Origin of the sequence: Streptacidiphilus sp. MAP12-20, assembly GCF_041262525.1 — a bacterium.
Taxonomy (GTDB): Bacteria; Actinomycetota; Actinomycetes; order Streptomycetales; family Streptomycetaceae; genus Streptacidiphilus.
Genome location: NZ_JBGCCK010000011.1, coordinates 74,373 through 96,801, shown reverse-complemented (window position 1 = coordinate 96,801; position 22,429 = coordinate 74,373). Strand labels below are relative to the sequence as shown.

Genomic DNA, 22,429 nt, shown 5'->3' with positions numbered 1-22,429 from the left:
ACTGAAAAAAGTTACTGATCAGTAGCTAACTACATTCTCGCTTCCAACGTCAAGGCAGTTCTGCTACCACGGCTGCCATGCTTCCTTATGCGCTGGACGGACGGGTCGCCATCGTGACGGGCGCGGGCAGCGGCATCGGGCGGGCCACCGCCCGGGTGCTGGCCGAAGCGGGCGCGCGGGTCGTCTGCGCGGACGTCGACGACATCGCCGCGAAGGCCACGGCCAGGGAGTTCGACGGCATCCCCGCCGCCGTCGACGTCTCGGACCGCGCGGCCGTCTTCCGGCTGATCGAGAGCACCGCCGAAGGGCTCGGCCGACTGGACATCCTCTGCAACATCGCCGGGATCATCCGAACCGGGCTCGTCGTCGACGTGCCGGAGGAGGATCTGGACGCCGTCCTGGCGGTGAACTTCAAGGGCACCTTCCACGCCTGCCAGGCCGCCGCCCGGATCATGTGCGCGCAGGGCAGCGGGGCGATCGTCAACACCGCTTCCGGCGCGGTGGACAGCGCGACGCCCGAGATCATGAGCTACTCGGTCTCCAAGGCCGCCGTCGTGCAGCTGACCAAGAACCTCGCCGCCGAGGTCGGCCGCTACGGCGTGCGGGTCAACGCGGTGGCACCCGGACTTGTGCGCACCGCGATGACCGCGCGTCACTACCTGCTCCCCGACGGCAGCGTGGACGAGGACGCCCGTGCCGCCGCCGAGAAGCCGCTCAGGCGAATGTCGCCGCTCGGGCTGATCGGCGAGCCCGAGGACATCGCCTACGCCGTCCACTACCTGGTCAGCGATGCCGCCCGGTTCGTGACCGGCCAGATCCTGCGTCCCAACGGCGGCGTGGCGATGCCCTGGTGACTCGCCGTGGCCGGTGCTACCGCCCGCGCAGCTCGCGGTAGCGGGTGGCCAGCGTTGCGGTGGACGAGTCCATCGCGTCCAGGCCGGTGCCGTCGACCAGCGCGGGCTCGATGCGGCGGGCGAGCACCTTGCCGAGCTCCACGCCCCACTGGTCGAAGGAGTCGATGTTCCAGATCGCGCCCTGGACGAAGACCTTGTGCTCGTAGAGCGCCACCAGCTGGCCGAGCACGGAGGGCGTGAGCTCCGTGGCCAGGATGGTGGTGGTGGGGTGGTTGCCCTTGAAGGTCTTGTGCGGCACCAGCTCCTCGGCGACGCCCTCGGCGCGCACCTCGTCCGGCGTCTTGCCGAAGGCGAGGGCCTGACCCTGCGCGAAGAGGTTGGCCATCAGCAGGTCGTGCTGCGCGACCAGGCCGGGCGCAAGATCGGCGACCGGGCGGGCGAAGCCGATCAAGTCGGCCGGGATCACCTTCGTGCCCTGGTGCAGCAACTGGTAGTACGCGTGCTGGCCGTTGGTGCCGGGCGTGCCCCAGACGACCGGGCCGGTCTGCCACTCCACCGGCTGCCCGTCGCGCTGCACGCTCTTGCCGTTGGACTCCATGTCCAGCTGCTGCAGGTAGGCGGTGAACTTGGACAGGTAGTGCGAGTACGGCAGCACGGCGTGCGCCTGCGCGTCGAAGAACGCCCCGTACCAGACCCCGAGCAGGCCGAGCAGCAGCGGCACGTTCTGCTCCGGCGGCGCGGTGCGGAAGTGCTCGTCGACCAGACGGAAGCCGTCCAGCATCTCGCCGAAGGCGTCCGGGCCGATGGCGATCATGAGGGAGAGGCCGATGGCCGAGTCGTAGGAGTAGCGCCCGCCGACCCAGTCCCAGAACTCGAACATGTTCGCGACGTCGATCCCGAACTTGGCGACCTCGTCGGCGTTGGTCGACAGCGCGACGAAGTGCTTGGCGACGGCGCTGCTGTCGGCGCGCAGCCCGGTGAGCAGCCAGTTGCGGGCGCTGGTGGCGTTGGTGACGGTCTCGATGGTGGTGAAGGTCTTCGAGGCGACGATGAACAGCGTCTCGGCGGGGTCGAGGTCACGCACGGCCTCGTGCAGGTCGGCGCCGTCGACGTTGGAGACGAAACGCACCGTCAGGTCGCGGTCGGCGAAGCTGCGCAGCACCTCGTAGGCCATGGCCGGGCCGAGGTCGGAGCCGCCGATGCCGATGTTGACGATGTTACGGATCCGCTTGCCGGTGTGACCGGTCCACTCCCCCGAGCGGACGCGACGCGCGAAGCCGGCCATCTTGTCGAGCACGGCGTGCACCTCGGGGACGACGTTGACGCCGTCCACCTCGATCACGGCGTCGCGCGGGGCGCGCAGCGCGGTGTGCAGGACGGCACGGCCCTCGGTGATGTTGATCTTCTCGCCCCGGAACATGGCGTCGCGGAGCGACGCGACGTCACGGACGGCGGCGAGCTCGCGCAGTAGGTCCAGCGTGCGATCCGTCACCAGGTGCTTGGAGTAGTCGATGTGCAGATCGCCCACGCTCAGGGTGAAGGACTCACCGCGCTTGGGATCCTCGGCGAACAGCGAACGCAGGTGCGTCTCCCCCAACTCGGCCCGATGAGCCTCGAGCTCCGCCCACACGGGCAGCTGGTCCAGACGGTTTCCCTGGGACATTGCGTGCACTCCATCCAAGACACCGGCCCGCCCTCACGGACCGTCTCGTCACGGACGAGCCTATGCGTTCTCGACGGGACACGTTCGCAAGCGGCCAGGTTGCACCATCAGGGGCGCGAGGAACTGCGCGACAAGCCACCCACGCAGGTAGAACACCGATCGCGCAGGGCCATCCGCACAGGGTGGTTTCTCGCGCACGCAGTGAATCAAGCAGAGCCTCGCACCCCCAAGGTCAGTGCGACGTACCGTTCAGCGGCAGGCTCAGGCGGACTTTGAAGCCGCCGTCCGCCGTCGGCCCCGCGGCCAGCGTGCCGCCCAGCAGCGCCGCGCGTTCGCGGAGGCCGACGATGCCGTGGCCGCCGCCGGGCAGGGGGTCCCAGCTCGGCGCCTCGCCCGGCAGCGACGCGATCTCCGGGGGGCCGTTCGTGACCGCCACCCGCAGGCAGTCGTCGCGGAGCTCCAGCCGGACCAGCGTCCGCGCCCCCGGCGCGTGCTTGCGGGCATTGGTCAGCGCCTCCTGGACCGTCCGGTACGCGGCGCGTTCGATCGGTTCCGGCAGCAGCGGGAGCGAGGCGACCGGTTCGTCTCCGGCGATCTCCAGTTCCGCGCTCGCCTCCGACTCCGCGACCAGGCGCGGCAGATCCGACAGGCGCGGCTGCGGGGCCAGCTCCGTCGGGCCCGCGCCTGCGGCCCGCAGCACCAGGATCATGCTGCGCAGCTCCTCCAGCGTGGCCACCGCGAGCCCCCGCAGCGTGCCGGCCGTCTCCCGCACGCTCGGGTCCTTCGCGGTGACCTGGAGCGCGCCCGCCTGAACGGCGATCAGACCGGCCTGGTGGGAGACCACGTCGTGCATCTCCCTGGCGATCCGGGCCCGCTCGCGGGCGATGACCGTCTGGGCGTGCAGTTCCCGCTCGTGGTCACGCAGCGTGGCCAGCTCGACGATCCGGGCCGAGAGTGCCTCGCGCGTCAGCACCAGCAGGGCCAGTGCGGCGGGGCCGATCGACAGCATGACCGCGTAGATCGCGCGTTGGATGTGGTCGCTCGCCGACTCCGTCAACACCTTGCTGATCGGCCAGGGCAGATAGAGCCCCACGCCGACGACCGCCGCCGCCAGCCACGCCTGCCACTGGACCCGCCGCGAGCGGGCCACCGCGTAGAGGGCGACCATCGAGGCGACCAGCGCGGTGCCCGCGTAGAGGCCGGGCAGGGTCAGCAGAAGCACCAGCCGGGGGAAGCGCCAGCAGCCGAACAGCACGACGCAGGCGAGCATCGAGGCCCAGAAGGTCCAGTCCTTCTTCCCCGGGTAGTTCAGTCCCGCGTCCAGGAACGCGGCGGCGACCAGCACGAGCGTGATCAGGCTGAGCCGGAGCCATCGGGGCCACCGCATCACGTGGGCCTTGACCCGTGCGCAGAGCTCGGCGGCCCAGATCCTCAGCCGGCGTTTCAAAGCTCGCTCTCCTCGAGCAGCCCCGCCCGCTCGGCCAGCACCGCCGCCTGGATCCGGTTGGTGACATTCAGCTTGGTCAGCACGGCGCTGACGTAGTCCTTCACCGTGGCCGCGCCCAGATGCATCCGGGCGCCGATCTCGACGTTGGAGAGGCCGTGGCCGAGGAAGCCGAGCACCTGGCGCTCGCGTTCCGTCAGGGTCTCGACCGCCTGCGCGGCCGGGTGGCCGGCGAGGCGGCGCGACTGGCCCAGACGGCGCAGCACCGGCGTCGACAGGCAGCCGGCGCCGGTGGCGACCGCGCGCACGGAGCGGGCGAGCACGTCCGGCTCGGTGTCCTTGAGCAGGAAGCCGCTGGCGCCCAGGCGCAGCGCCTGGTCCAGGTACTCGTCCGTGTCGAAGGTGGTGAGCATGGCCACGTAGGGCGCGTCCGGCAGCTCGCGGATGCGGCGCAGCAGGGTGAGGCCGTCGACGTCCGGCATCCGGATGTCGAGGAGTACGACGTGCGGTTGGTGTCGGCGCACCTCGGCGACCGCCTCGACGCCCGAACAGGTGCCGACGACGTGGATGTCGTCCGCACTGCCCAGGATCATCGCCAGACCCGAACGGATCAGCGCCTCGTCGTCGACGATCATGGCCCGAATAGGACCGCTCGCTTGTGTTGGAACCACGTGCCCGTTTCCTACCTGTGTGTTCCTACCTGCGCCGATAGAACCCCGCGCGACCGTACCTCAGGGCTCAATCTTATGAAAATCGAACCCCCGATCGGTGGTTTGAAGACCTCCGTCCGGGGGTGACGAATCCGGTTCGAGCACGACCATGATTACGGCACTGCACGGCAACGTGCCAGGTGGCGGGCACTACGGGGGGGTGCCCGACCACCCGAGACGGGGTCGCGCCAGTGTCGCATCCGCGCACCCTGCCCGAAATTTCCGATCAGGCCGCGCCTTCCCGATTTTCAGCCCTTTGGCTCGCATAGTTTGATATGCCCGATTTATTGTCTTATCGGGCCCATATCGACGCGAGGGGCCATGGCAGCAGAGAAACCTGAGCAGACGCCGACTCAGACGCCGACAGAGTCCTCGGATCCCCCCGCGACGGCGGACCAGCAGCCCCTCGACCGCGTCGTCTTCGGTGTCGGCGCCGCAGCCGTGCTCGCCGTGGTCGCCTGGGGGGCGTTCGGCAAGGATTCGCTGGACCGGGCCTCGACCAGCGGACTCGGCTGGGTGCTGCACAATTTCGGCTGGCTCTTCGTCGCCGCCGCCGACGCCTTCCTGGTGCTGGCCGTCGTCATCGCCTGCAGCCGCTACGGCCGGATCCGGCTCGGCGCCGACAGCGACCGGCCGGAGTTCTCGACACTCGCCTGGGTAGCGATGATGTTCAGTGCGGGCATGGGCATCGGCCTGATGTTCTACGGCGTCGGCGAGCCGCTGCTGCACTACGCGGCACCGCCGCCCGGCAGCGGCGTCGCCCCGCAAACGTCGGCGGCCGCCCAGACGGCGCTGGAGTACGCGCTGTTCCACTGGACGCTGCACCCATGGGCGATCTACGGCGTCGGCGGCCTCGCGCTCGCCTACTCGACCTTCCGCAAGGGGCGCGGCAACCGGATCAGCTCCGCGTTCGTCCCGCTGCTGGGGGAAAGCCGGGTGGCCGGCTGGCCCGGACGGGCGATCGACCTGCTCTCCGTCTTCGCGACCGTCTTCGGCTCGGCGACCAGCCTCGGGCTCGGCGCGCTCCAGGTCTCCCAGGGCCTCGGCGTGATCACGAGCATCCGCGACACCCAGGGCGTCCAGCTGGTCATCATCGGCGCGCTGACCGCCGCCTTCGTCGTCTCGGCCTTCTCCGGCGTGCACCGCGGCGTGAAGTGGCTGAGCACCGGCAACATCATCCTGGCCGCCGTCATCATGATCTTCGTCTTCGTCGTCGGTCCGACCGTCTACGTCCTCGACGCGATCCCGGGCGCCGTCGGCGGCTACCTGAGCGACCTGCTCGTGATGGCCACCCGGACCTCGGCCTTCACCGACTCGGCGTGGCTGGGCTCGTGGACCGTCTTCTACTGGGCCTGGTGGCTCTCCTGGGCGCCCTTCGTCGGCACCTTCATCGCCCGGATCTCGCGCGGCCGGACGGTACGGCAGTTCCTGGTCGGCGTGCTGCTGGTGCCGAGCGGCGCGACCGTGCTCTGGTTCTGCGTCATGGGCGGCAGCGCGATCAGGCTGGACGCGACCGGGCAGGCGAAGCTGGTCGCCAAGGCCGTGGACCAGGGCGCGGAGGCGGCGCTCTTCGGTCTGTTGAAGGCGCTGCCGCTGGGCTCGATCTCCACCGTGGTGGCGGTGATCCTGGTGATGACCTACTTCGTCACCAGCGCGGACTCGGCCTCGCTCGTCCTCGGCTCGCTCTCGCAGGGCGGCTCGCTGCACCCGCGCACCTGGCTGACCGTCAGCTGGGGGCTGCTGATGGGCGCGGTGGCGGCGGTGCTGCTGGTGGCCGGCGGCCTGGCCGCGCTGCAGCGGGCGACCATCCTGGTCGCCCTGCCGTTCGTCCTGGTGATGCTGGCGCTGTGCGTGGCGCTGCTCAAGGAGTTGCGATCGGATCCATCGATGCTGCGCGACGACGATGGAACAGGTTCCCGCCCCACACCAGCAGCGCGCCGACAGCCACGAACGCGAGTGTGATCGGCCTGGACGCCGAGCGCGACGGCGGTGAGCACCCCTCGTTGGGAACCACTTTTTGGGAACCACTCTTTGGGAACCACTGTCGTTCGCCGATCATCATCTCTGATGACCGGGGCAGAGCGGACCAATGAGGCGGACACGTGCGATGGTGGCGCTGGGCGGGGCGGCGGATGGCGGTGCCTGCGTTGGCGGTGGGCGTGGCGCTGCTGCCGTTCGGCGGACTCTGGGCGGCGAACGCCGGGACCCCGGCGAACGTGCGAACGCAGGGGCGGGACGCGGTCTGGCTCGGGCACGCGTGGGTCGACGGCCGTAAGACGGAGGCTGACGCGGTCGCGCTGCTCGCGCGCCTCGGCGGCGCGGGCGCCGGTCACGGTGTGCGGGACATCTACGTCCACGTCGGGCCGACGAGGGACGACGGCAGCCTCGACGCCTCGCTCCATCCGCGCGCGACGTGGGCGATCGCCACCTTCCACCGGCTCGCCCCGGGCGTCCGGGTCCAGGCATGGCTCGGCGACCGGGTCGCCTCCGAGGGCCCGACCGGCCTTGACCTCTCCCGCTCTACGACTCGGACGAACCTGGCCGCGGCCTCAGCGGCCTTGCTGGGCCTCGGCTTCGACGGCATCAACCTCGACCTGGAACCGGTCCATTCGGGCGACGCCGACTACCTGGACGTCCTCGACCGGGTCCACGCCCTGACCGGCGCCCGCGGCCGGATCCTCTCCACTGCCGTCCCGCAGACAGACATCCTCCCGCCGCTGCGCGCGGTGGCGGGCGCGCTGACGGGCCATCCGAAGTGGTGGGCGCAGTCCTACCTGGAGCAGGTCGCGCGCCGGGTGGACCAGATCGACGTGATGGCCTACGACAGCGGGATGCCGACCACCTCACTCTTCTCCGGTTACATCGCCCAGCAGACCGAACTCGCCCTCGCCGCCGCGCCGCCCACCGTCGACGTCCTGATCGGCCTCCCGGCCTACCACGAGGACAACCTCGGCCACCACGCCGCCGCCGAAACCGTCCGCGCCGCGCTGCGCGGCATCCGCCTCGCCCTCGCCGCCTCGCCCCTGCACGGCCGCCCGTTCGGCACCGCGCTCTACGTCGACTACGCGGCGACGGACGCCGACTGGGCCGCCTACCGCGACGGCTGGGGCGGCGCCGTGCGCTGAGCGCGTCGCCGTCAGCTGGGCAGGCCGCCCAGGAAGTCGATCAGGGCCGCGTTGACCTCGGCCGGGCGTTCCTGCTGGGTCCAGTGGCCGCAGCCGGGGAGGGTGAGGGTGGGCTGGAGGGTCGGGTTGAGGAGTTGAAGCGCGGGGAGGAGCTTGTCCATGCCGGGGAAGACGCCGACGAGGTCGCGGTCGCCGGTGATGTAGAGGGCGGGGACCTGGATCGGGAGGCCGTCCCAGGCCGCGCCGAGCTCCCAGTTGCGGTCGATGTTCCGGTACCAGTTCAGGCCGCCGGTGAAGCCGTTGCGCGCGTACTCGGCGGTGAAGGCCGCGATGTCGGCCTCGGTGAGCCAGTCCGGCAGTTCCTCGGGTTCTGCGATCGCGTCGAGGAATCCGCCGCCGGCGGGGACCAGCGGCTGCGCGGGCGGGTCGTTGCGGGGGTTGTCACCGCTCGCGCCGTAGAGGAAGCGGCGGAAGGCGCGCTCCGGCGCGGCGCCGAACTCGGCGTCGGCGACGCCCGGACGGCAGAAGTAGTTCCAGTAGAAGCGGCCACCGAACATCGCGTCCATCGCGGCCAGCGGCGGCATGTCGCCGGAGCGCGGCAGCGGCGGCACGCTCATGCCCACGACGCCGCGCACCAGGTCGGGTCGGAGCTGCGCGGTGAGCCAGGCGACGGGCGCGCCCCAGTCGTGGCCGACGACGGCGAACCGCTCCGCGCCCAGCTCCCGTACCAGCGCCACGACGTCGCCGACCAGATGCGGCAGCGTGTAGGACTCGACGGCCGCCGGGGCGTCACTGCGGGCGTAGCCGCGCTGGTCCAGGGCGACGGCGCGGTAGCCGCCCTCGGCGAGCGCGATGAGCTGGTGGCGCCACGAGTACCAGCACTCGGGGAAGCCGTGCAGCAGCACCACGAGCGGCCGGTCGGCGCCGCCCGCGGCGGCGTAGTGCAGGGTGAGGCCGTTCACCTCGACGCTGTGGTGCTCCACGCCCTCGACGTATGCCGCCACGGACTCCTCCTCGGTTCACCTGCCCGCCAACTGCGCTCAGGCTATGCAGACTGACGGCCCGTGAGAAGGTGGCGCAGATCACTCCTTCGAGGAGGATCGAGGGTGGCTACCAGCCGTAGAGGCGGTGCAGGTGCTCGGCGACGATGCCGAAGCGGTGGCGGTCCAGCGCGGCGGCCTCGCGGCGCATGCCGTGCGGGTGGACGCGGAAGACGCGTTCGAGGTTGACCCAGGAGTCGCGGCCGGAGTTGTCCCAGGGGCCCTCGCCGAGGGCGACCCACTCGGCGACGTCGTCGCCGGTGCTGCCGTCGTGCCGCTTGCTGGTGAGCTCGACGGCCAGCAGCGTGCCCGCGCGCTCGCGGGCCACGATCAGTACCGGGCGGTCCTTGCCACGGCCGTCGTTCTCCTCGAAGGGCACCCAGGTCCAGACGATCTCGCCGGGGTCGGGGTCACTGTCGTGCCGCGGCGCGTACGCGGTGTGCACCGCTCCCAGACCCCGCGGCTCCACCTCGACGGTGGCGGTGGAGCCGTAGCGGCCGGGATTTTCCACATGCCCCACGTGTTCCACGTGGGAGCCGGTCGGATTGATCATCCGAACAGGCTAGCGCCGGAATCAGGCGTTGTCGGTCTTCTTGACCAGGGAGATCTCGAACTCCAGCACGATCTTGTCGCTGACCAGCACGCCGCCGGTCTCCAGCGCCGCGTTCCAGGTGATGCCGAAGTCCTTGCGGCTGATCGCGTGCTGGCCCTCGAAGCCCAGGCGCTGGTTGCCGTAGGGGTCGGTCGCCGCGCCCTCGAAGGAGAACGGGACGGTGATCGGCTGCGTCACGCCGCGCACGGTGAGGTCTCCGACCAGCTCCAGCGTCTCGCCGTCGAAGCGCGCGTCGGTGGAACGGAAGGTGATGGTCGGGTGGTTGGCGACGTCGAGGAAGTCGTTGGTGCGCAGGTGACCGTCGCGGTCGGCGTTGCGGGTGTCGATGCTGTCGACATCGATGGAGAGCTCGACCAGGGACTGGTGCGGCTTCTCGGCGTCGATCTCGACCGCGCCGGTGAAGCCGTTGAAGGAGCCGCGGACCTTGGTGACCATCGCGTGGCGGGCGACGAAGCCGATGCGGCTGTGGGCCTGGTCGATGGTGTAGGTACCGGACAGCGCGGGGGTGATGGTGGTGGTCATGGTGGCCTCTCCTGACTGGTTGATCCGTCATCTAAAGATTACGCCCGCCCTGGATGACATGTCAACCATCAGAGTAGGATGGGTCTCATGACCACCTCCCCAGAAGCTTCCACTCCCACCGAACCGCGCTGGCTCAGCCCCGAGGAGCAGCGGATCTGGCGCACCTTCCTGCGCATGCAGAAGGAGCTGGACGCGCAGCTCAGCCGCCAGATGCAGACCGAGTCCGACCTGTCCATCGCCGACTTCTCGGTGCTGGTCGCGCTCACCGACGTGCCGGAGGGCCAGGCACGCGTACTGGAGCTCGCCCGCGAGCTCCAGTGGGAGAAGAGCCGGCTCTCCCACCACCTCTCCCGCATGGTCAAGCGCGGACTGATCGCCCGCGCCGAGTGCGAGAGCGACGGCCGGGGCTCGTTCGTCGTGATCACCGACGCCGGCCGCCAGGCCATCCAGGCCGCCGCGCCACGCCACGTCGAGTTGGTCCGCAAGCTCTTCTTCGACCCCCTCAGCCCGGCGCAGCTGGGCCGGCTGGACGAGATAGCCGTCCGAATTCTCGAGGCCATGGAGGGTTGCCCGGACGCCCTGTCGGACAGCTAGACAGCTATGACGTGAGTGGCCGGCTGTTCCGCCGGGGATGCTCATGGGAAGGAGTGCGGACCATGGCCCAGAAGAACGCGGCCCACCAGAGCGCCGGCCGGAAGAGCGCCGCCCGGAAGAGCGCGGCACGCAAGCCCGGAGCGCGGAGCAGGCCGGGCGGGAGGTCCGCCGCGCCGACTCCGCCGGTGGCGCACCTGGAACGCGAGCGCAAGTACGAGAGCGACCCCGGCGACGCCGGGCGCACGCTGCCCTCCCTGAGCTCGCTCACATCGCTGACCGGGGCCGACCCCATGCCCGGCGTGGCGCGCGGCGTCGCCGCGCCGACCGAGCTGCTGGACGCCGTCTACTACGACACCCCTGACCGGCGGCTGCTGGCCCGCCGGATCACCCTGCGCCGCCGGACCGGCGGGCACGACGCGGGCTGGCACCTGAAGCTCCCCGCCACAGACGGCGCGCGGATGGAGCTGCGGCTGCCGCTGCCGCTGCCGCTGAGTGACGAGGGGGATCCCGCCGTCCCTGAGGAGCTCGCCGCGCGCGTGCGGGCCTACGTGCGCGACGCGTGGCTCGCGCCGGTCGCCCGGCTGCGGACCGAGCGGCAGCGCACCCTGCTGGAGGACGCGGGCGGACGCGCCGTGGTCGAGTTGGCGGACGACACGGTGACGGCGGAGACGCTGGACCCCTCCGGCGCGGTGTCGCAGTCGGTCTCCTGGCGCGAGGTCGAGGCCGAGCTGGTGGGGGGCGAACCCGCCCCGGGCGACACGGCGCTGCTGGACGGGGTGGAGGATCTGCTGCTCGCGGCCGGACTGCGGCGCAGCGGCAGCGGATCGAAGCTGGCGCGGGCTCTCGGGCAGCCGCCCGTGGTCACGGATACGGCGGCCGCCGTGCCGGGGTCGATCGGGGCGCTGCTGGGTGCGCTGCTGCGCCAGCAGGTCGACCAACTGCTCACGCTGGACGCGGAGGTACGCCGCGACACGCCCGACTCGGTGCACCAGATGCGGATCACCGCCCGCCGATTGCGCAGCACTCTGCGCGTGCACGAGCGGCTGCTCCGGCTGCCTGCGGTAGCCGGTCTGGAGGAGGAACTGCGCTGGCTCGGCCAGACGCTGGGCGCGGCGCGGGACCGCGAGGTGCTGGGCGAGCGGCTGCTCCTGGATCTCGCCGAGCTTCCGGCGGCCGAGCGGCCGGGACCGATGCGTCGTCGGCTGACGGCGTGGTCCCGTCGCGGCTACGCCGCCGCGTGGCGCCGGGCGACCAAGGAGCTGGACGGCGCCCGCTACTTCGCCCTGCTGGACACGCTCGACGCCGTGGCCACCCGCCCGCCGCTGCGGAAGCGCGCCGACCGCCCCGCCGGGCCGCAGGTGCGGCTGCTGCTCGGCCGCGAACAGCGGCGCGCCTGCGGTCGGGTCGCGGCCGCGCTCGCGCTGCCGCCCGGTTCGGAGCGCGACGAGGCCATGCACGCCGCCCGGCGAGCGTCCAAGCGTGCCCGCTACGCGGGCGAGGGAGCGGGGCAGCCGCGCTTCGCCGTGACGATGAAGGCGCTCCAGACCGTGCTCGGCGAACGCCAGGACGCGCTGCTCGCGGCGCAGGCCCTGCCGGAGATCGCGGCGGCCGCGACGACCGCGGGCGAATCGGCGTTCGGCTACGGCGTGCTCTACGCACGCCAGCGCGCGGCGGTCACGGCGGCGGAGGCGGAGGTCCCGGCGCGGTACGCGGCAGCGCTGGCGGCGCGGCTGGGCTGACGCGGCGTCGCGCCGACGTGGTGGTGCGCCATTCTCGCGGGGGGCGCTGTGGCGAGCGGACACATGTCGGAGGCGGCTGATCGGCTCCTACCTTCCGGGTGGCCACTCCACCCACCCCAGGAGCCCGTCATGTCCTTCCGCCTCGCGGCCCTCGCCGCCGCCTCCGCCTCCGCGCTGACCGTCGTCGGCCTGATCGCCCTGCCCGGCTCGGCGGCAGCCGACTCCGGTTCGCTCACGCAGGTGAACAGCTTCGGCAGCAATCCCGGCAACCTCGCCATGTACGAGTACGCCCCCGCCGGACTCCCGACCAGCGCGCCGCTCGTCGTCGCGCTGCACGGCTGCACGCAGACGGCGACCGACTACTACAACGACTCCGGCTGGGCCGAACTCGCCGACCGCTACGGCTTCGCCGTCGTCTTCCCGCAGACCAGCACGGCGAACAACTCGCTCTCCTGCTTCTCCTGGTTCGACTCGACCAAGGACACCCGCGGCAACGGCGAGGCCGCCTCCGTCAAGGCGATGGTCGACCACGCCGTGGGCCAGTACGGCTCGGACACCAAGCGCGTCTTCGTCACCGGCCTCTCCGCCGGCGCGGGCCTGACGGCCGACCTGCTCGCCGACTACCCGGACGTCTTCGCGGGCGGCTCCGTCGACTCCGGCCTGCCGGCCCAGTGCGCCACCGCGCAGGCCGCCGCGTCGGGCTGCCAGCAGAACAACCAGAACCTCACGCCCGCGCAGTGGGGCGACAAGGTCCGCAACTCCGACCCCGGCTACACCGGCCCGTGGCCGCGCGTGGCCGTCTGGCAAGGAAGCTCCGACTACACCGTCTACCCGGTCAACGCCACCGAGCTCCGCGACCAGTGGACCAACGTGTGGGGCATCGGCCAGACCCCGAGCAGCACGCTGTCGCTCACCGGCGGGACCACGGAGAGCGTCTTCAACGACGCGAACGGCAGACCGGCCGTCGAGGTCTACTCCATCTCCGGGATGGGCCACGGCCTCGCGGTCAACCCCGGCTCCGGGACCACGCAGTGCGGCAAGACCGGGGCGTACTTCCTCAACACGATCTGCTCGTCCTACTACACGGCCGTCTTCTGGGGCCTGGACCAGTCCGGCAGCCCGTCGGCCTCACCGAGCCCGTCCGCGTCGGCGTCACCGTCCGCGTCACCGTCCGCGTCACCGTCCGCCTCGCCGTCCAGCAGCTACACGCCCACCTGCTACACCGCCGCCAACTACTACCAGGTGACGGCCGGGCGCGCCCATGACGTCGGCGGCATCGCCTACGCAAACGGCTCCGACGCCAACCTCGGCCTCGACAACGTCTTCTACACCCACACCCTGGAGCAGACCTCCCCCGGCTACTACGTCATCGCCGACTCCGGCTGCCCCGCCTAGCCGTCAGGCTCTCGCCCGGCTCGCGCACGACCAGACCCAGCGCGGCCGCCAGCGAGGGCGCCAGTTCGAGCAGTTGCAACGGCGTCACCACCGCGCCGCGCAACGCGTCGACGCCGTCGGCCAGCTCCAGGCCGGCGGCCTCGCGCAAGTCCACCTCCGCGAGCTTCGCCTCGTGGAGGTGGACTCCCTCCAGGCGGCTGCCGGGGAAGGAGCAGCCCGTCAAGGAGGCCCCGGACAGATCGACCTCGCGCAGCACGCAGTCGTGGAAGACGACCTCGTGCAGCTTCGCGCCACGCAGGTTGACCGAGTCGAACTTGCAGCCGTGGAAGACCACGCGCCGCAGTGACGCGCTGTGGAACTCCAGGCCCGCGAGGACCCCGCCGATCGCCTCGACGTCCAGCCAGCCGCTCTCGGCGAGGTCGCAGCCGACCAGCCGGGGGGCCTGGAGCCAGACGTCGTTGAACCGCGCCCGGCGCAGCCGGACCGACTCGAAGGACACCGCCGTGAGCGCCGACTCCATGAAGCCGACGCCGTCGGCCCGCTCGTCCGCGAACGAGGCGCCGTCGATGTGCACGGTGTCGAACGACGCCTCCACCGCGAGCCGACCGCCGGCGAAACGGCGCAGATGCGGCGCGAAGGGGAGGTCGGCGAGCTCACGGGGGGCAGGGACGCTGGAGGGTTGTGGTGACGCCATGCCCGCAGGCTAACCGCCACCACCGACAAGCGCCGGTCAGCCGTCGCTGCGGCGGCGGACGTGGACGGTGCGGCCGTGGCGGCCCTCGACTGTGCCGTAGCTCACGCGGGGGTCGCGCACCGGGGCCTCTGTGATCCAACTCACCGTCATCTGCGTGGCGGGGTCCTCGCCGAAGGCGAGGTGCAGGCCCGCGACCGGAGGCGCGGCGAGCGCGTCGGGAGCGCCGAGCAGCAGCGGAGAACCGTTACTTCTCGCCACCGCACGCGCTGCGGGAGAGGCCGACGCGCCGGGCGCGCCAACCAGCGACGCTCCGACGGCGACCGCTCAACCCGCCCCGAACAGGCGAAGAGCGGTGCGGCGGTCAACATGCTTTGACGAAACGTCAGTCTGCATTGACGACTCGTCCCCCGTGCGGGCGGTGGGAGGGGTCGCGTCATTCGCGTCGTTCACCAGGGGCTCCCGAGGGTGTGCCGGACTGGCCGGGACGCGAACACGCCGGGCCCGCCGGGCCCGCCGGAGTGAACGAACGGTGGCGCGAAGAACGGCCCCACGAGGGGCCAGTGACGCCGCGGGGCACCGACACGCCGCACCCGAACGGTGACGTTGCTGGTGATACGTTGACATCGGCCGCAAATCGCAGGCAGTTTGCCCGAAGTGTCCAATTCGGTTGATTCGCCTGATATATTCCTCAGCGAGTTGAACGACGACACGGGCGGCCCTCGGGCGATGCGGAAGGTCAAGGCCGGTGCCGGGCAACGGGGGTGGACCCGCCTCTCCCCCCGCCGTCCGCGACACCGTTTCGGCCTCGTGATCACCGCATCGCGCCGCAGGCCGCCCGCTGTTGTCCATCCGCTCCCCGGCCGGCGGCCCCGACCAGGGCTCTAGGCTGACCTCATGCGACGCAAGCGCTCCGTGCCGCCCTCCCCGCTGCCGCAGCGCCAGGGCATCGACCCGGTCCGCCTCCGGCTTCCCACCGAGGGCCAGTGGCCCAGCGTCCGCGCCTACCTGGCCGACCGGCTGCCCGCCGTCCCCGCCGAACAGTTCGACGTGATGCTGGCCCGGGGTGAGATCTACGGCGAGCAGGGCCCATTGTCGCCCGACGCGCCATACCTGCCTGGCGGCTACCTCTGGTTCCACCGGGAGCTCGTTCCGGAGGTTTCTGTTCCGTTTCGCATCGAGGTGCTGTACCGGGACGAGCGGCTGGTCGTCGTCGACAAGCCGCACTTCCTGGCCACCACCCCGCGCGGACGGCACGTCACCGAGACCGCGCTGGCCCGGCTCCGCGGGGACCTGGACCTGCCGCAGCTGAGCCCGGCGCACCGGCTGGACCGGCTCACCGCCGGACTCGCGCTCTTCGTCGTCCAGCCGGCCCACCGCGGCCTCTACCAGACCCTCTTCCGCGACCGGCTGGTCCGCAAGGAGTACCGGGCGATCGCCGCCTACCGGCCCGAGCTCGTGCTCCCGACGACGGTACGCAGCCATATCGTCAAGGAGCGCGGCATCATCGCCGCGCACGAAGTACCGGACGCGGAACCCAACGCCGAAAGCCGGATCGAGCTGCTGGAGCACCAGGGAGGGCTGGGCCGCTACCGCCTGCTGCCGACCACCGGTCGCACCCATCAACTGCGGCTGCACATGAGCGGGCTGGGTATCCCGATCCTGGGCGACCCGGTCTATCCGGTCATCCGGGACGAACCCGCCCCGGACGACTTCTCCGACCCGCTGCAACTGCTGGCCTCGGTGCTGGAGTTCACCGACCCGCTGACCGGCGAGCCGCTGCGCTTCACCAGCCGCCGCGAGCTCGCCGCCTGGCCCGACCACACCGCTACGACCGACCCGTCGCCTGCCTGAGCTCTCCGAAGGCTCCGGCCGGCACCGCGGGGTGCCTCGGCGCCACCGGTTCGAGGCGGGCGTAGGGCTCACCCTGGGCCGACGCTTGACCTTGAGTGACGGCGTCAGCATGCCGTTCTCCTCGGCGAACTCCCCCTCGACGAGGGTGAAGCGCCGGATGGACTCGGCGCGCGAGACCGCCGTGTTGGCGTGTTGGCGTGTTGGCGTGTTGGCGTAGTCCACCGCGAGCTGCACCTCGGGGGGCATCCGGGCCCAGCCTGGACTTGCAGAACTCCGCGCTCTCCCACGCCGCCAGCGTGGCCAGGACCTGTGAGGCGAAGGCCTCGTGGATTTCGAACAGGTCGGTGTCCGCGAAGCTCAGTCCCGCCGCCAGCATCGCCGGGACCGCGAACGCCGGGGCCGTCAGCAGTCCGTCCTCGCCGCCGACGAAATCCCCGGACCGGTGCCGCAGGCCTGTTGAAGGTCGTAGGCAGGGGTGCGGGCGTCGAGTTCGCTGCCGAGGACGACCTCGCGGGCGAGGTTGAAGTCCCGGCTCGCATCTCCTGGTTGGAGGCGGTCGCGTACGGACCGTCGGCGCGCGCGAAGGGGATCCGGTTGCCGCCCGGGATCGCCACGCGGCGCGCGGTCGGGGGCGCGGCAGGGGACGCGGGTGGAGGCACGGCGGCAGCTCCTTGCGCGGGGGGTATCTCCCGCAAACTGAAGGTCGCCGGCGACCTCAGCCTGGCCGCCCGGCTGACCCACTACTTCGACATCCCCAAGGCGTGACACCTGAACCAGGAGCGTGAACCGGTCGCCCCGTTCACGCTGCAGGCCATCCCGGATGCGGTCGCTTCAGCCCTCCCGGGCGCGCAGGGCGCGGAGTTCGGTCTTGAGGATCTTGCCGGCGGCCGAGACCGGCAGGGCGGGCAGGAAGAAGATCTCGCGGACGCGCTGATAGGGCGCCACGCGGTCGGCCACGAAGGAGAGCAGGTCCGCCGCCTCCGCCTGGGCGCCCGCGCAGAGCACCACATAAGCCGCCGGGATCTCGCCCGCGTCCGGGTCGGGAGCGCCGATGACGGCGACCTGGGCGACGGCGGGATGCGCGGCGAGAACCTCCTCCAACTGCGTCGGATAGACGTTGTAGCCCTTGTAGATGAGCATGTCCTTCGCTCGGCCCGAGAGGAACAGCTGCCCGTCCTCGTCGAGGCGGCCGACGTCGCCGGTCGCGAGCCAGCCGTCGACCCACTGCTCGGCGGTCAACTCCGGCCGGTCCAGATAGCCGTCGGCGACCTGCGGGCCGCGGGCGAAGACCAGACCGGTCTCGCCCGTCGGCAGCGGCTTCGCGGGGTCGGTGAGCGAGCGGATCTCGAGCTCCGTGTCGAACAGCGCCACACCGACGCAGCCGGGCTCGGCCGGGTGTTCGCGGTTCGGGGTGACGAGGGTCAGCGCCATCGTCGCCTCCGTCAGGCCGTAGCCCTCCGCCACCGCCGCGTTCGGGAAGGCGGCGGTCAGCCGGGCGATCGTCGGGGAGTCGAGCGGCGCGGCGCCGGAGGCGACGACGCGGACGGCGCGCAGGTCGTAGGAGCCGGCGTCGATCGCGGCCAGCAGGGCGTGGTGGAGGGCGGGTGAGCCGGTGAGGGTCGTGGCGCGGTGCCGGACCATCGCCGAGAGGAATTCGCGCGGGTCGAAGCGGCCCTGACCGACGACCGTGATACCACCGAGCAACGCGATGCTCTGGCTGATCAGACCCATCGCGTGGAAGACCGGCACCACGTTCACGGCCGTCTCCTGACCCGGTTCGCCCGTCCACGGAGTGACCGCCTCAGGAATCCGACGCAGCGTCACCAGCCCGTCCGCGTCGTACTCGGGCAGGACGGCCGACCGGGCGCAGGTGGACTGCAGCACGTTGGCCCAGACGTGCCGGTCACGGACCCGCACCGCCTTGGACCTGCCCGTGGTGCCGCCCGTGAAGGAGAGATGCGCGAGGTCGTCCGGGCTGCGCGGCGTCGCGGGTGCGGGGGCTGCGGTGAGCAGCTCCGCGAGCGGGACCGTGCGGCCGGTGTCCACGGCGGGGCCCGGCTTCGGGGGCGGCGCGGGCGCGGTCGCCGTGGGCGGGACGACCACGGTGAGGAGCGCGGGCGAGGCGTCGAGGGCGGCCCGCAGCGCGGGCAGGCAAGCGGGGTGGGTGACCAGCGCCGCCGCGCGGACCTCGCGCAGCGCGGCGGCGAGGGCCTCGGCGGGCTGGGTCGGGTTGATCGGCGAGACTGTCGCTCCCGCGAGCAGCGCGCCCTGGTAGCTGACGGCGAACCAGATGTTGTTCGGCTGCACCAGGGCGACGACCGCCCCCGGCCCGACCCCGCGCTCGCGCAGCCCCTGCGCGAAGCGCAGCGCCTTGTCGTGGACCTCGGCGAAGCTCAGCCGCAGGTCTCCGTCGACCAGCGCCGTGCGCGTGCCGTAGGCGCGGGCGGCAGAGGGGAGGAGGGTGTGCAGGCCAGTGGTCGGGTAGTCGAGCGTGCGGGGTAGGCCGACGGGCCAGAGGGCACGGTTCAACCGACGACTCCCTTCAGGCAAGCAAGGCGAGCGAGGGCAGCGGGGCGACGCGGGTGAGCGGGGGTGGGTGCGGCGCGGCTGTCGCCAAGCTAGGCGCGGCAGATGGGCCTGTCCATGCCCCGGACAGGATCAGTGTGATCCGGACCACACTCTAGATAGATGTACGTTGCAGGTATATGTTTGTCTTATGCAACCAGCCGAAGCTGCCGGGGCCACCGGCGTCACCGCCAGTCCGTTCAAGCAGCCCAAGGCCGTCTTCGCCGTCGCCTTCGCCTGCGTCGTCTCGTTCATGGGCATCGGGCTGGTCGACCCGATCCTTCCGGCCATCTCCAGCCAACTGCACGCATCCCCCAGCCAGGTGACGATGCTGTTCACCAGCTACCTGGTCGTCACGGCTGTGGCCATGCTCGTGACCGGCTGGGTCTCCAGTCGGATCGGCGCCAAGAAGACGCTGATCGTCGGGCTCGCGATCATCGTCGTCTTCGCCGCGCTGGCCGGCGCGTCCGGCAGCATCAGCGGGATCGTCGGCTTCCGGGCCGGCTGGGGCATCGGGAACGCGCTCTTCATCGCGACCTCACTGGCCGTCATCATCGCCTCGGCGAACGGCGGTTTCGTCGGCGCGATCATCCTCTACGAGACCGCGCTCGGCCTCGGCATCGCGGTCGGCCCGCTGCTCGGCGGACTGCTCGGCGAGGTGAGCTGGCGCGGGCCGTTCTTCGGCGTCTCGGCGCTGATGGCGATCGCCCTGATCGCGACCGCCGTGCTGGTCGAACCACTGCCGCTGCCGGAGCGCCGGACCGGCCTGCTGGAACCGCTCAAGGCGCTGCGCCACCGAGGTCTGCTGACCATCTCGTTGGCCGCCCTCTGTTACAACTGGGCGTTCTTCACCGTCCTCGGATACGCGCCGTTCCCGATGCACCTGGGCGCGATCCAGCTCGGCTGGGTCTTCACCGGCTGGGGCGCGCTGGTCGCGGTGTTCGCGGTGTTCGGCGCGCCGTGGGTGGAGCGCCGGCTCGGCACGGCCAGGACCCTCTACGCGAACCTCGCGTTCTTCGCGTTGATCGTGCTGGCCATCGGCCTGTGGACCGACCATCCGGCGGTGCTGATCGTCGCTGTGATCGCGGCGGGCTTCCCGATCGGGATCAACAACACCGTGACCACCCAGGCGGTCATGTCCGTCTCCCCGGTGGAACGGCCGGTGGCGTCGGCGGCGTACGGCTTCGTCCGCTTCATCGGCGGCGGCCTCGCGCCTTACGCGGCAGGCAAGCTGGTCGAGCACTTCGGCGTCCACGTGCCGTTCTACCTGGCCGCGGGCGTGCTGGTGCTCGGCATCGTGATCCTCTCGACCGCGCACGGCCTGCTGGAGCGGGCGACCGCGGGCGAACTTCAGGGCGAGTCCGACGGCGACTGGGGCCTCACCCACCCGGCCGAGGTCGACGCCTGATTCCCTGCCACGCTCCAGCTGCGACACTGGACCGGTGACCAGCGATCCCACGCCCGCGAACTCCGCGAACCAGAACCCCGACCACCCCTTCGCCGACCAGGCGGACCAGCGGGACAGCGCGCCGCAGTACGTGCTGCCGCTGGTCGTCCGCATCGAGCGGGCCGATCCGCCGAGCCACACCGATGCGCTGGAGACGGCGGCGCGGGCGGTGCTGGTCTTCCTGACCGACGAGCGGGTCACCGCGCCGGAGGGTGAGTGGGCCGAGGCGGTCGCGGCGTGGGAGGACGCGCGGATCCGCAAGGTCGTGCGGCGGGCGCGGGGCGGGGAATGGCGCAAGGCGGAGGAGCTGCCGGGGCTGACCACCACCGGCAAGGCCGCCGAGGTGCGGGTCTTCCCGCCGATTCCCCTGGACGCCTGGCCCAAGGAGCTCGCCAAGCTGCAGGTCTCCGGCACCGAGCTGAGCGACGACACGCCCCCGCCGCCTGCCGACCCTGACATGCCGGTGATCTGGCTCAACCCCGAGCTCGACATGTCGACCGGCAAGGCGATGGCCCAGGTCGGCCACGCCGCGCAGCTCGCCTGGTGGGCGCTGCCCGCCGCGGACCGTGCCATCTGGCGCGCGGACGGCTTCCCCCTCGCCGTCCGCACCGCCCCGGCGTCCGCCTGGCCGGCGCTCACCACCTCCGGCCTCCCTGTCGTCCGCGACGCCGGCTTCACCGAGATCGCCCCTGGCTCCTGCACCACCGTCTCCGACCACCCGGCGCTGCGCGCCCTCTGATAGCGGCGACCGGTCTCTTGCAGCGGGCTCAGCCGCGCGGTTCACCCGGGTAGGTGCCGAAGGACCAGCGGTTGCCCTCGGGGTCGCGGGCGGCGAAGTCGCGGGAGCCGTAGTCGGTTTCGTGGAGGCCGGTGGTGATCTCGGCGCCGGCCGCCCGGGCGCGGGCGAAGACCGCGTCGGGGTCGGTGGTGACGACGTAGGCGCCGAAGGTGCCGGGGCGGAGCGGCCAGGTGTCGTCGGCGTCCGTGTGCCGGACGGAGCCGAGCATGATGCCGCCGCCCTCAGGCCAGGAGAGCTGGGCGTGCTCGACGAGCTCGCCCTCGCCGTAGACGACGGTTTCTTCGAAGCCGAAGGCGTCGACCAGGAAGCGGATCAGCGCGCGGGCGTCCTTCGCGCGCAGCGAGGGCCAGACCTGCGGGGCCGGGGGAACGGCCTTGGATTCGGTGGATTCGGTGGCTTCGGTGCTCATGGCGGGTGCGCCTCCTCGGACGTCGGGCGGTACAGCTGCGATACGGCTCCAGCGTCACGCGCGCGGATGGTGGCCGGCTTGGATGTTTCGGAACTCCTCCGCGAGCCACGCGCTCGGCGCGCAGCCGGCGAGCGCGGTGAACTCGCGGTCGAGGTGGGACTGGTCCGCGTAGCCGAAGTCCGCGGCGAGGCCGGCCAGGTCCGGCCGGTCGGGGCGGGACGCGAGGCGGCGGCGGGCGAGGTCGAAGCGGATGACACGGGCTGCCGCCTTCGGGGTCAGCCCAATCTCGGCGAGAAAGCGGTTCTGCAGGTGGCGTCCGCTCCAGCCGACGTCCTGCGCCAACGCGGCGACCCGGGTCCGGCCGCCGGAGGCGAGCAGCAGCTGCCAGGCGCGCAGCACCTCCCGGGGCGGCCCGGCCCCGGCGTCCAGCCGGCCCAGCAGCCAGGCGTCCACGACGCGGAAGCGGGCCGCCCAGCCGTCCGCCTCCCGCAGCCGGTCATGGACCTGGCGGGCGTCCGCGCCCAGCACGTCGTCTGCGTGGACGTCGATCCCGGCCAGTCCGCCGGCCGGCAGGCCCAGCAGCGCCCGCGCGCCGAGCGGGCTGAGCGCGACCTGGACACCGGACTGCCGTCCGGGCACGGCGATCAGCGCAGGCGCGGTGTGCAGCCCGCCCAGCAGCGTGCCGTAGTCGCCGGGCGTGTCCCGTGGCGAGGGGTGGGCGGCGATGGTCAGCGGCTCGTCGAGGGTGAGGATCAGCGTCAGGTAGGGCGAAGGCAAGCCCCGGTGCCGGGCCGGCGGCAGGCCGCGCTGGCGGTAGCCGGAGTACCAGCCGACGTACCCGCGCAGCGGGGGCGCGGGTACGCCTCGGACGGCCTCGTCGACCGTTCCGATGCTCTCGGCGTCATCCACTCCCCCATTCTCTTCTCGGACGCGAGCCGACGCGCGTCCTTGCCAGTGATCACTGC

The 22,429-nt window shown here is 71.8% G+C and carries 20 protein-coding genes and 2 pseudogenes; 9 read left to right on the top strand and 13 right to left on the bottom strand.

Features of this window, described 5'->3' with window-relative positions:
- Positions 1 to 77 precede the first annotated feature (77 nt).
- On the top strand, positions 78 to 854 hold the full coding sequence (locus ABIA32_RS17020; RefSeq protein WP_370095907.1) for an SDR family NAD(P)-dependent oxidoreductase: 777 nt from the start codon (positions 78 to 80) through the stop codon (positions 852 to 854).
- A 16-nt stretch (positions 855 to 870) separates the two neighbouring features.
- Here ABIA32_RS17020 and pgi read toward each other — a convergent pair whose 3' ends face one another.
- From pgi to ABIA32_RS17005, 3 genes are all read right to left on the bottom strand, one after another.
- Positions 871 to 2,517 (bottom strand): glucose-6-phosphate isomerase, encoded by a 1,647-nt coding sequence (pgi, locus tag ABIA32_RS17015; protein WP_370095905.1) that lies wholly within the window; start codon positions 2,515 to 2,517, stop codon positions 871 to 873.
- Between the two features lie 232 nt (positions 2,518 to 2,749).
- Positions 2,750 to 3,964, bottom strand: coding sequence for a sensor histidine kinase (locus ABIA32_RS17010; RefSeq protein WP_370095903.1), 1,215 nt, complete (start codon positions 3,962 to 3,964; stop codon positions 2,750 to 2,752).
- Entirely contained in the window at positions 3,961 to 4,596 is a 636-nt protein-coding gene (locus tag ABIA32_RS17005; RefSeq protein WP_370095901.1) for a response regulator, read from the bottom strand. The genes ABIA32_RS17010 and ABIA32_RS17005 overlap by 4 nt, the downstream gene beginning before the upstream one ends.
- Positions 4,597 to 4,992: 396 nt before the next feature.
- Between ABIA32_RS17005 and ABIA32_RS17000 the strand changes: the two genes are divergently transcribed.
- Both ABIA32_RS17000 and ABIA32_RS16995 read left to right on the top strand, forming a co-directional pair.
- Positions 4,993 to 6,633, top strand: coding sequence for a BCCT family transporter (locus ABIA32_RS17000; RefSeq protein ID WP_370095899.1), 1,641 nt, complete (start codon positions 4,993 to 4,995; stop codon positions 6,631 to 6,633).
- Positions 6,634 to 6,773: 140 nt separating this feature from the next.
- Positions 6,774 to 7,796 (top strand): hypothetical protein, encoded by a 1,023-nt coding sequence (locus ABIA32_RS16995; RefSeq protein WP_370095897.1) that lies wholly within the window; start codon positions 6,774 to 6,776, stop codon positions 7,794 to 7,796.
- 11 nt (positions 7,797 to 7,807) lie between these two features.
- Here ABIA32_RS16995 and ABIA32_RS16990 read toward each other — a convergent pair whose 3' ends face one another.
- The 3 genes from ABIA32_RS16990 to ABIA32_RS16980 form a co-directional block, all read right to left on the bottom strand.
- On the bottom strand, positions 7,808 to 8,800 hold the full coding sequence (locus ABIA32_RS16990; protein ID WP_370095895.1) for an alpha/beta fold hydrolase: 993 nt from the start codon (positions 8,798 to 8,800) through the stop codon (positions 7,808 to 7,810).
- Between the two features lie 106 nt (positions 8,801 to 8,906).
- On the bottom strand, positions 8,907 to 9,389 hold the full coding sequence (locus tag ABIA32_RS16985) for a type II toxin-antitoxin system PemK/MazF family toxin (RefSeq protein ID WP_370095893.1): 483 nt from the start codon (positions 9,387 to 9,389) through the stop codon (positions 8,907 to 8,909).
- A gap of 21 nt (positions 9,390 to 9,410) precedes the next feature.
- The gene (locus tag ABIA32_RS16980) at positions 9,411 to 9,971 is read right to left on the bottom strand and encodes a YceI family protein (RefSeq protein ID WP_370095892.1); all 561 of its coding nucleotides are present in this window, start codon (positions 9,969 to 9,971) and stop codon (positions 9,411 to 9,413) included.
- Positions 9,972 to 10,058: 87 nt separating this feature from the next.
- Here ABIA32_RS16980 and ABIA32_RS16975 point away from each other — a divergent pair, with 87 nt between their 5' ends.
- From ABIA32_RS16975 to ABIA32_RS16965, 3 genes are all read left to right on the top strand, one after another.
- Positions 10,059 to 10,565, top strand: coding sequence for a MarR family winged helix-turn-helix transcriptional regulator (locus ABIA32_RS16975; RefSeq protein ID WP_370095890.1), 507 nt, complete (start codon positions 10,059 to 10,061; stop codon positions 10,563 to 10,565).
- Between the two features lie 62 nt (positions 10,566 to 10,627).
- Positions 10,628 to 12,304, top strand: a complete 1,677-nt coding sequence (locus ABIA32_RS16970; protein ID WP_370095889.1) for a CHAD domain-containing protein — start codon at positions 10,628 to 10,630, stop codon at positions 12,302 to 12,304.
- A gap of 129 nt (positions 12,305 to 12,433) precedes the next feature.
- The gene (locus tag ABIA32_RS16965; protein ID WP_370095887.1) at positions 12,434 to 13,699 is read left to right on the top strand and encodes a PHB depolymerase family esterase; all 1,266 of its coding nucleotides are present in this window, start codon (positions 12,434 to 12,436) and stop codon (positions 13,697 to 13,699) included.
- On the opposite strand, the gene ABIA32_RS16960 is transcribed toward ABIA32_RS16965, so the two are convergent.
- The gene (locus ABIA32_RS16960; RefSeq protein ID WP_370095885.1) at positions 13,671 to 14,393 is read right to left on the bottom strand and encodes a pentapeptide repeat-containing protein; all 723 of its coding nucleotides are present in this window, start codon (positions 14,391 to 14,393) and stop codon (positions 13,671 to 13,673) included. The genes ABIA32_RS16965 and ABIA32_RS16960 overlap by 29 nt on opposite strands.
- A 36-nt stretch (positions 14,394 to 14,429) precedes the next feature.
- Positions 14,430 to 14,651, bottom strand: a complete 222-nt coding sequence (locus ABIA32_RS16955; RefSeq protein ID WP_370095883.1) for a fibronectin type III domain-containing protein — start codon at positions 14,649 to 14,651, stop codon at positions 14,430 to 14,432.
- 636 nt (positions 14,652 to 15,287) lie between these two features.
- Between ABIA32_RS16955 and ABIA32_RS16950 the strand changes: the two genes are divergently transcribed.
- A complete protein-coding gene (locus ABIA32_RS16950) occupies positions 15,288 to 16,244 on the top strand; it encodes a pseudouridine synthase (protein ID WP_370095881.1) in 957 nt (318 codons plus the stop codon).
- A gap of 280 nt (positions 16,245 to 16,524) precedes the next feature.
- On the opposite strand, the pseudogene ABIA32_RS16945 reads toward ABIA32_RS16950, so the two are convergent.
- The 3 genes and pseudogenes from ABIA32_RS16945 to ABIA32_RS16935 all read right to left on the bottom strand — a co-directional run.
- Positions 16,525 to 16,680: pseudogene (locus ABIA32_RS16945) on the bottom strand (acetyl-CoA C-acyltransferase); the annotation flags it as partial.
- 2 nt (positions 16,681 to 16,682) lie between these two features.
- A pseudogene (locus tag ABIA32_RS16940) lies at positions 16,683 to 16,834 on the bottom strand (acetyl-CoA C-acyltransferase); the annotation flags it as partial.
- Between the two features lie 241 nt (positions 16,835 to 17,075).
- Positions 17,076 to 18,773 carry a class I adenylate-forming enzyme family protein gene (locus ABIA32_RS16935; protein WP_370095879.1) on the bottom strand — a complete coding sequence of 566 codons (1,698 nt, stop codon included), beginning with the start codon at positions 18,771 to 18,773 and terminating at the stop codon, positions 17,076 to 17,078.
- Positions 18,774 to 18,960: 187 nt separating this feature from the next.
- Between ABIA32_RS16935 and ABIA32_RS16930 the strand changes: the two genes are divergently transcribed.
- Positions 18,961 to 20,217: an MFS transporter gene (locus tag ABIA32_RS16930; protein WP_370095877.1), complete on the top strand. Its 1,257-nt coding sequence runs from the start codon at positions 18,961 to 18,963 to the stop codon at positions 20,215 to 20,217.
- A gap of 34 nt (positions 20,218 to 20,251) precedes the next feature.
- On the top strand, positions 20,252 to 20,995 hold the full coding sequence (locus tag ABIA32_RS16925; RefSeq protein ID WP_370095875.1) for a peptidyl-tRNA hydrolase: 744 nt from the start codon (positions 20,252 to 20,254) through the stop codon (positions 20,993 to 20,995).
- 28 nt (positions 20,996 to 21,023) lie between these two features.
- Here the strand turns inward: ABIA32_RS16925 and ABIA32_RS16920 are convergent, their stop codons facing one another.
- Together ABIA32_RS16920 and ABIA32_RS16915 are read right to left on the bottom strand one after the other, a co-directional pair.
- On the bottom strand, positions 21,024 to 21,464 hold the full coding sequence (locus tag ABIA32_RS16920; RefSeq protein WP_370095873.1) for a VOC family protein: 441 nt from the start codon (positions 21,462 to 21,464) through the stop codon (positions 21,024 to 21,026).
- Positions 21,465 to 21,518: 54 nt separating this feature from the next.
- On the bottom strand, positions 21,519 to 22,373 hold the full coding sequence (locus tag ABIA32_RS16915; RefSeq protein WP_370095871.1) for a helix-turn-helix domain-containing protein: 855 nt from the start codon (positions 22,371 to 22,373) through the stop codon (positions 21,519 to 21,521).
- Positions 22,374 to 22,429: the final 56 nt, after the last annotated feature.

What these genes read in the sequence shown, in the direction of transcription:
- ABIA32_RS16920 (WP_370095873.1), bottom strand. Translation starts at nt 21,464, where the DNA reads ATGAGCACCGAAGCCACCGAATCCACCGAATCCAAGGCCGTTCCCCCG.
- ABIA32_RS16930 (WP_370095877.1), top strand. Translation starts at nt 18,961, where the DNA reads ATGCAACCAGCCGAAGCTGCCGGGGCCACCGGCGTCACCGCCAGTCCG.
- ABIA32_RS16960 (WP_370095885.1), bottom strand. Translation starts at nt 14,393, where the DNA reads ATGGCGTCACCACAACCCTCCAGCGTCCCTGCCCCCCGTGAGCTCGCC.
- ABIA32_RS16970 (WP_370095889.1), top strand. Translation starts at nt 10,628, where the DNA reads ATGGCCCAGAAGAACGCGGCCCACCAGAGCGCCGGCCGGAAGAGCGCC.
- ABIA32_RS16980 (WP_370095892.1), bottom strand. Translation starts at nt 9,971, where the DNA reads ATGACCACCACCATCACCCCCGCGCTGTCCGGTACCTACACCATCGAC.
- ABIA32_RS17000 (WP_370095899.1), top strand. Translation starts at nt 4,993, where the DNA reads ATGGCAGCAGAGAAACCTGAGCAGACGCCGACTCAGACGCCGACAGAG.
- ABIA32_RS17005 (WP_370095901.1), bottom strand. Translation starts at nt 4,596, where the DNA reads ATGATCGTCGACGACGAGGCGCTGATCCGTTCGGGTCTGGCGATGATC.
- ABIA32_RS16985 (WP_370095893.1), bottom strand. Translation starts at nt 9,389, where the DNA reads ATGATCAATCCGACCGGCTCCCACGTGGAACACGTGGGGCATGTGGAA.
- pgi (WP_370095905.1), bottom strand. Translation starts at nt 2,517, where the DNA reads ATGTCCCAGGGAAACCGTCTGGACCAGCTGCCCGTGTGGGCGGAGCTC.
- ABIA32_RS17020 (WP_370095907.1), top strand. Translation starts at nt 78, where the DNA reads ATGCTTCCTTATGCGCTGGACGGACGGGTCGCCATCGTGACGGGCGCG.
- ABIA32_RS16965 (WP_370095887.1), top strand. Translation starts at nt 12,434, where the DNA reads ATGTCCTTCCGCCTCGCGGCCCTCGCCGCCGCCTCCGCCTCCGCGCTG.
- ABIA32_RS16950 (WP_370095881.1), top strand. Translation starts at nt 15,288, where the DNA reads ATGCGACGCAAGCGCTCCGTGCCGCCCTCCCCGCTGCCGCAGCGCCAG.
- ABIA32_RS16975 (WP_370095890.1), top strand. Translation starts at nt 10,059, where the DNA reads ATGACCACCTCCCCAGAAGCTTCCACTCCCACCGAACCGCGCTGGCTC.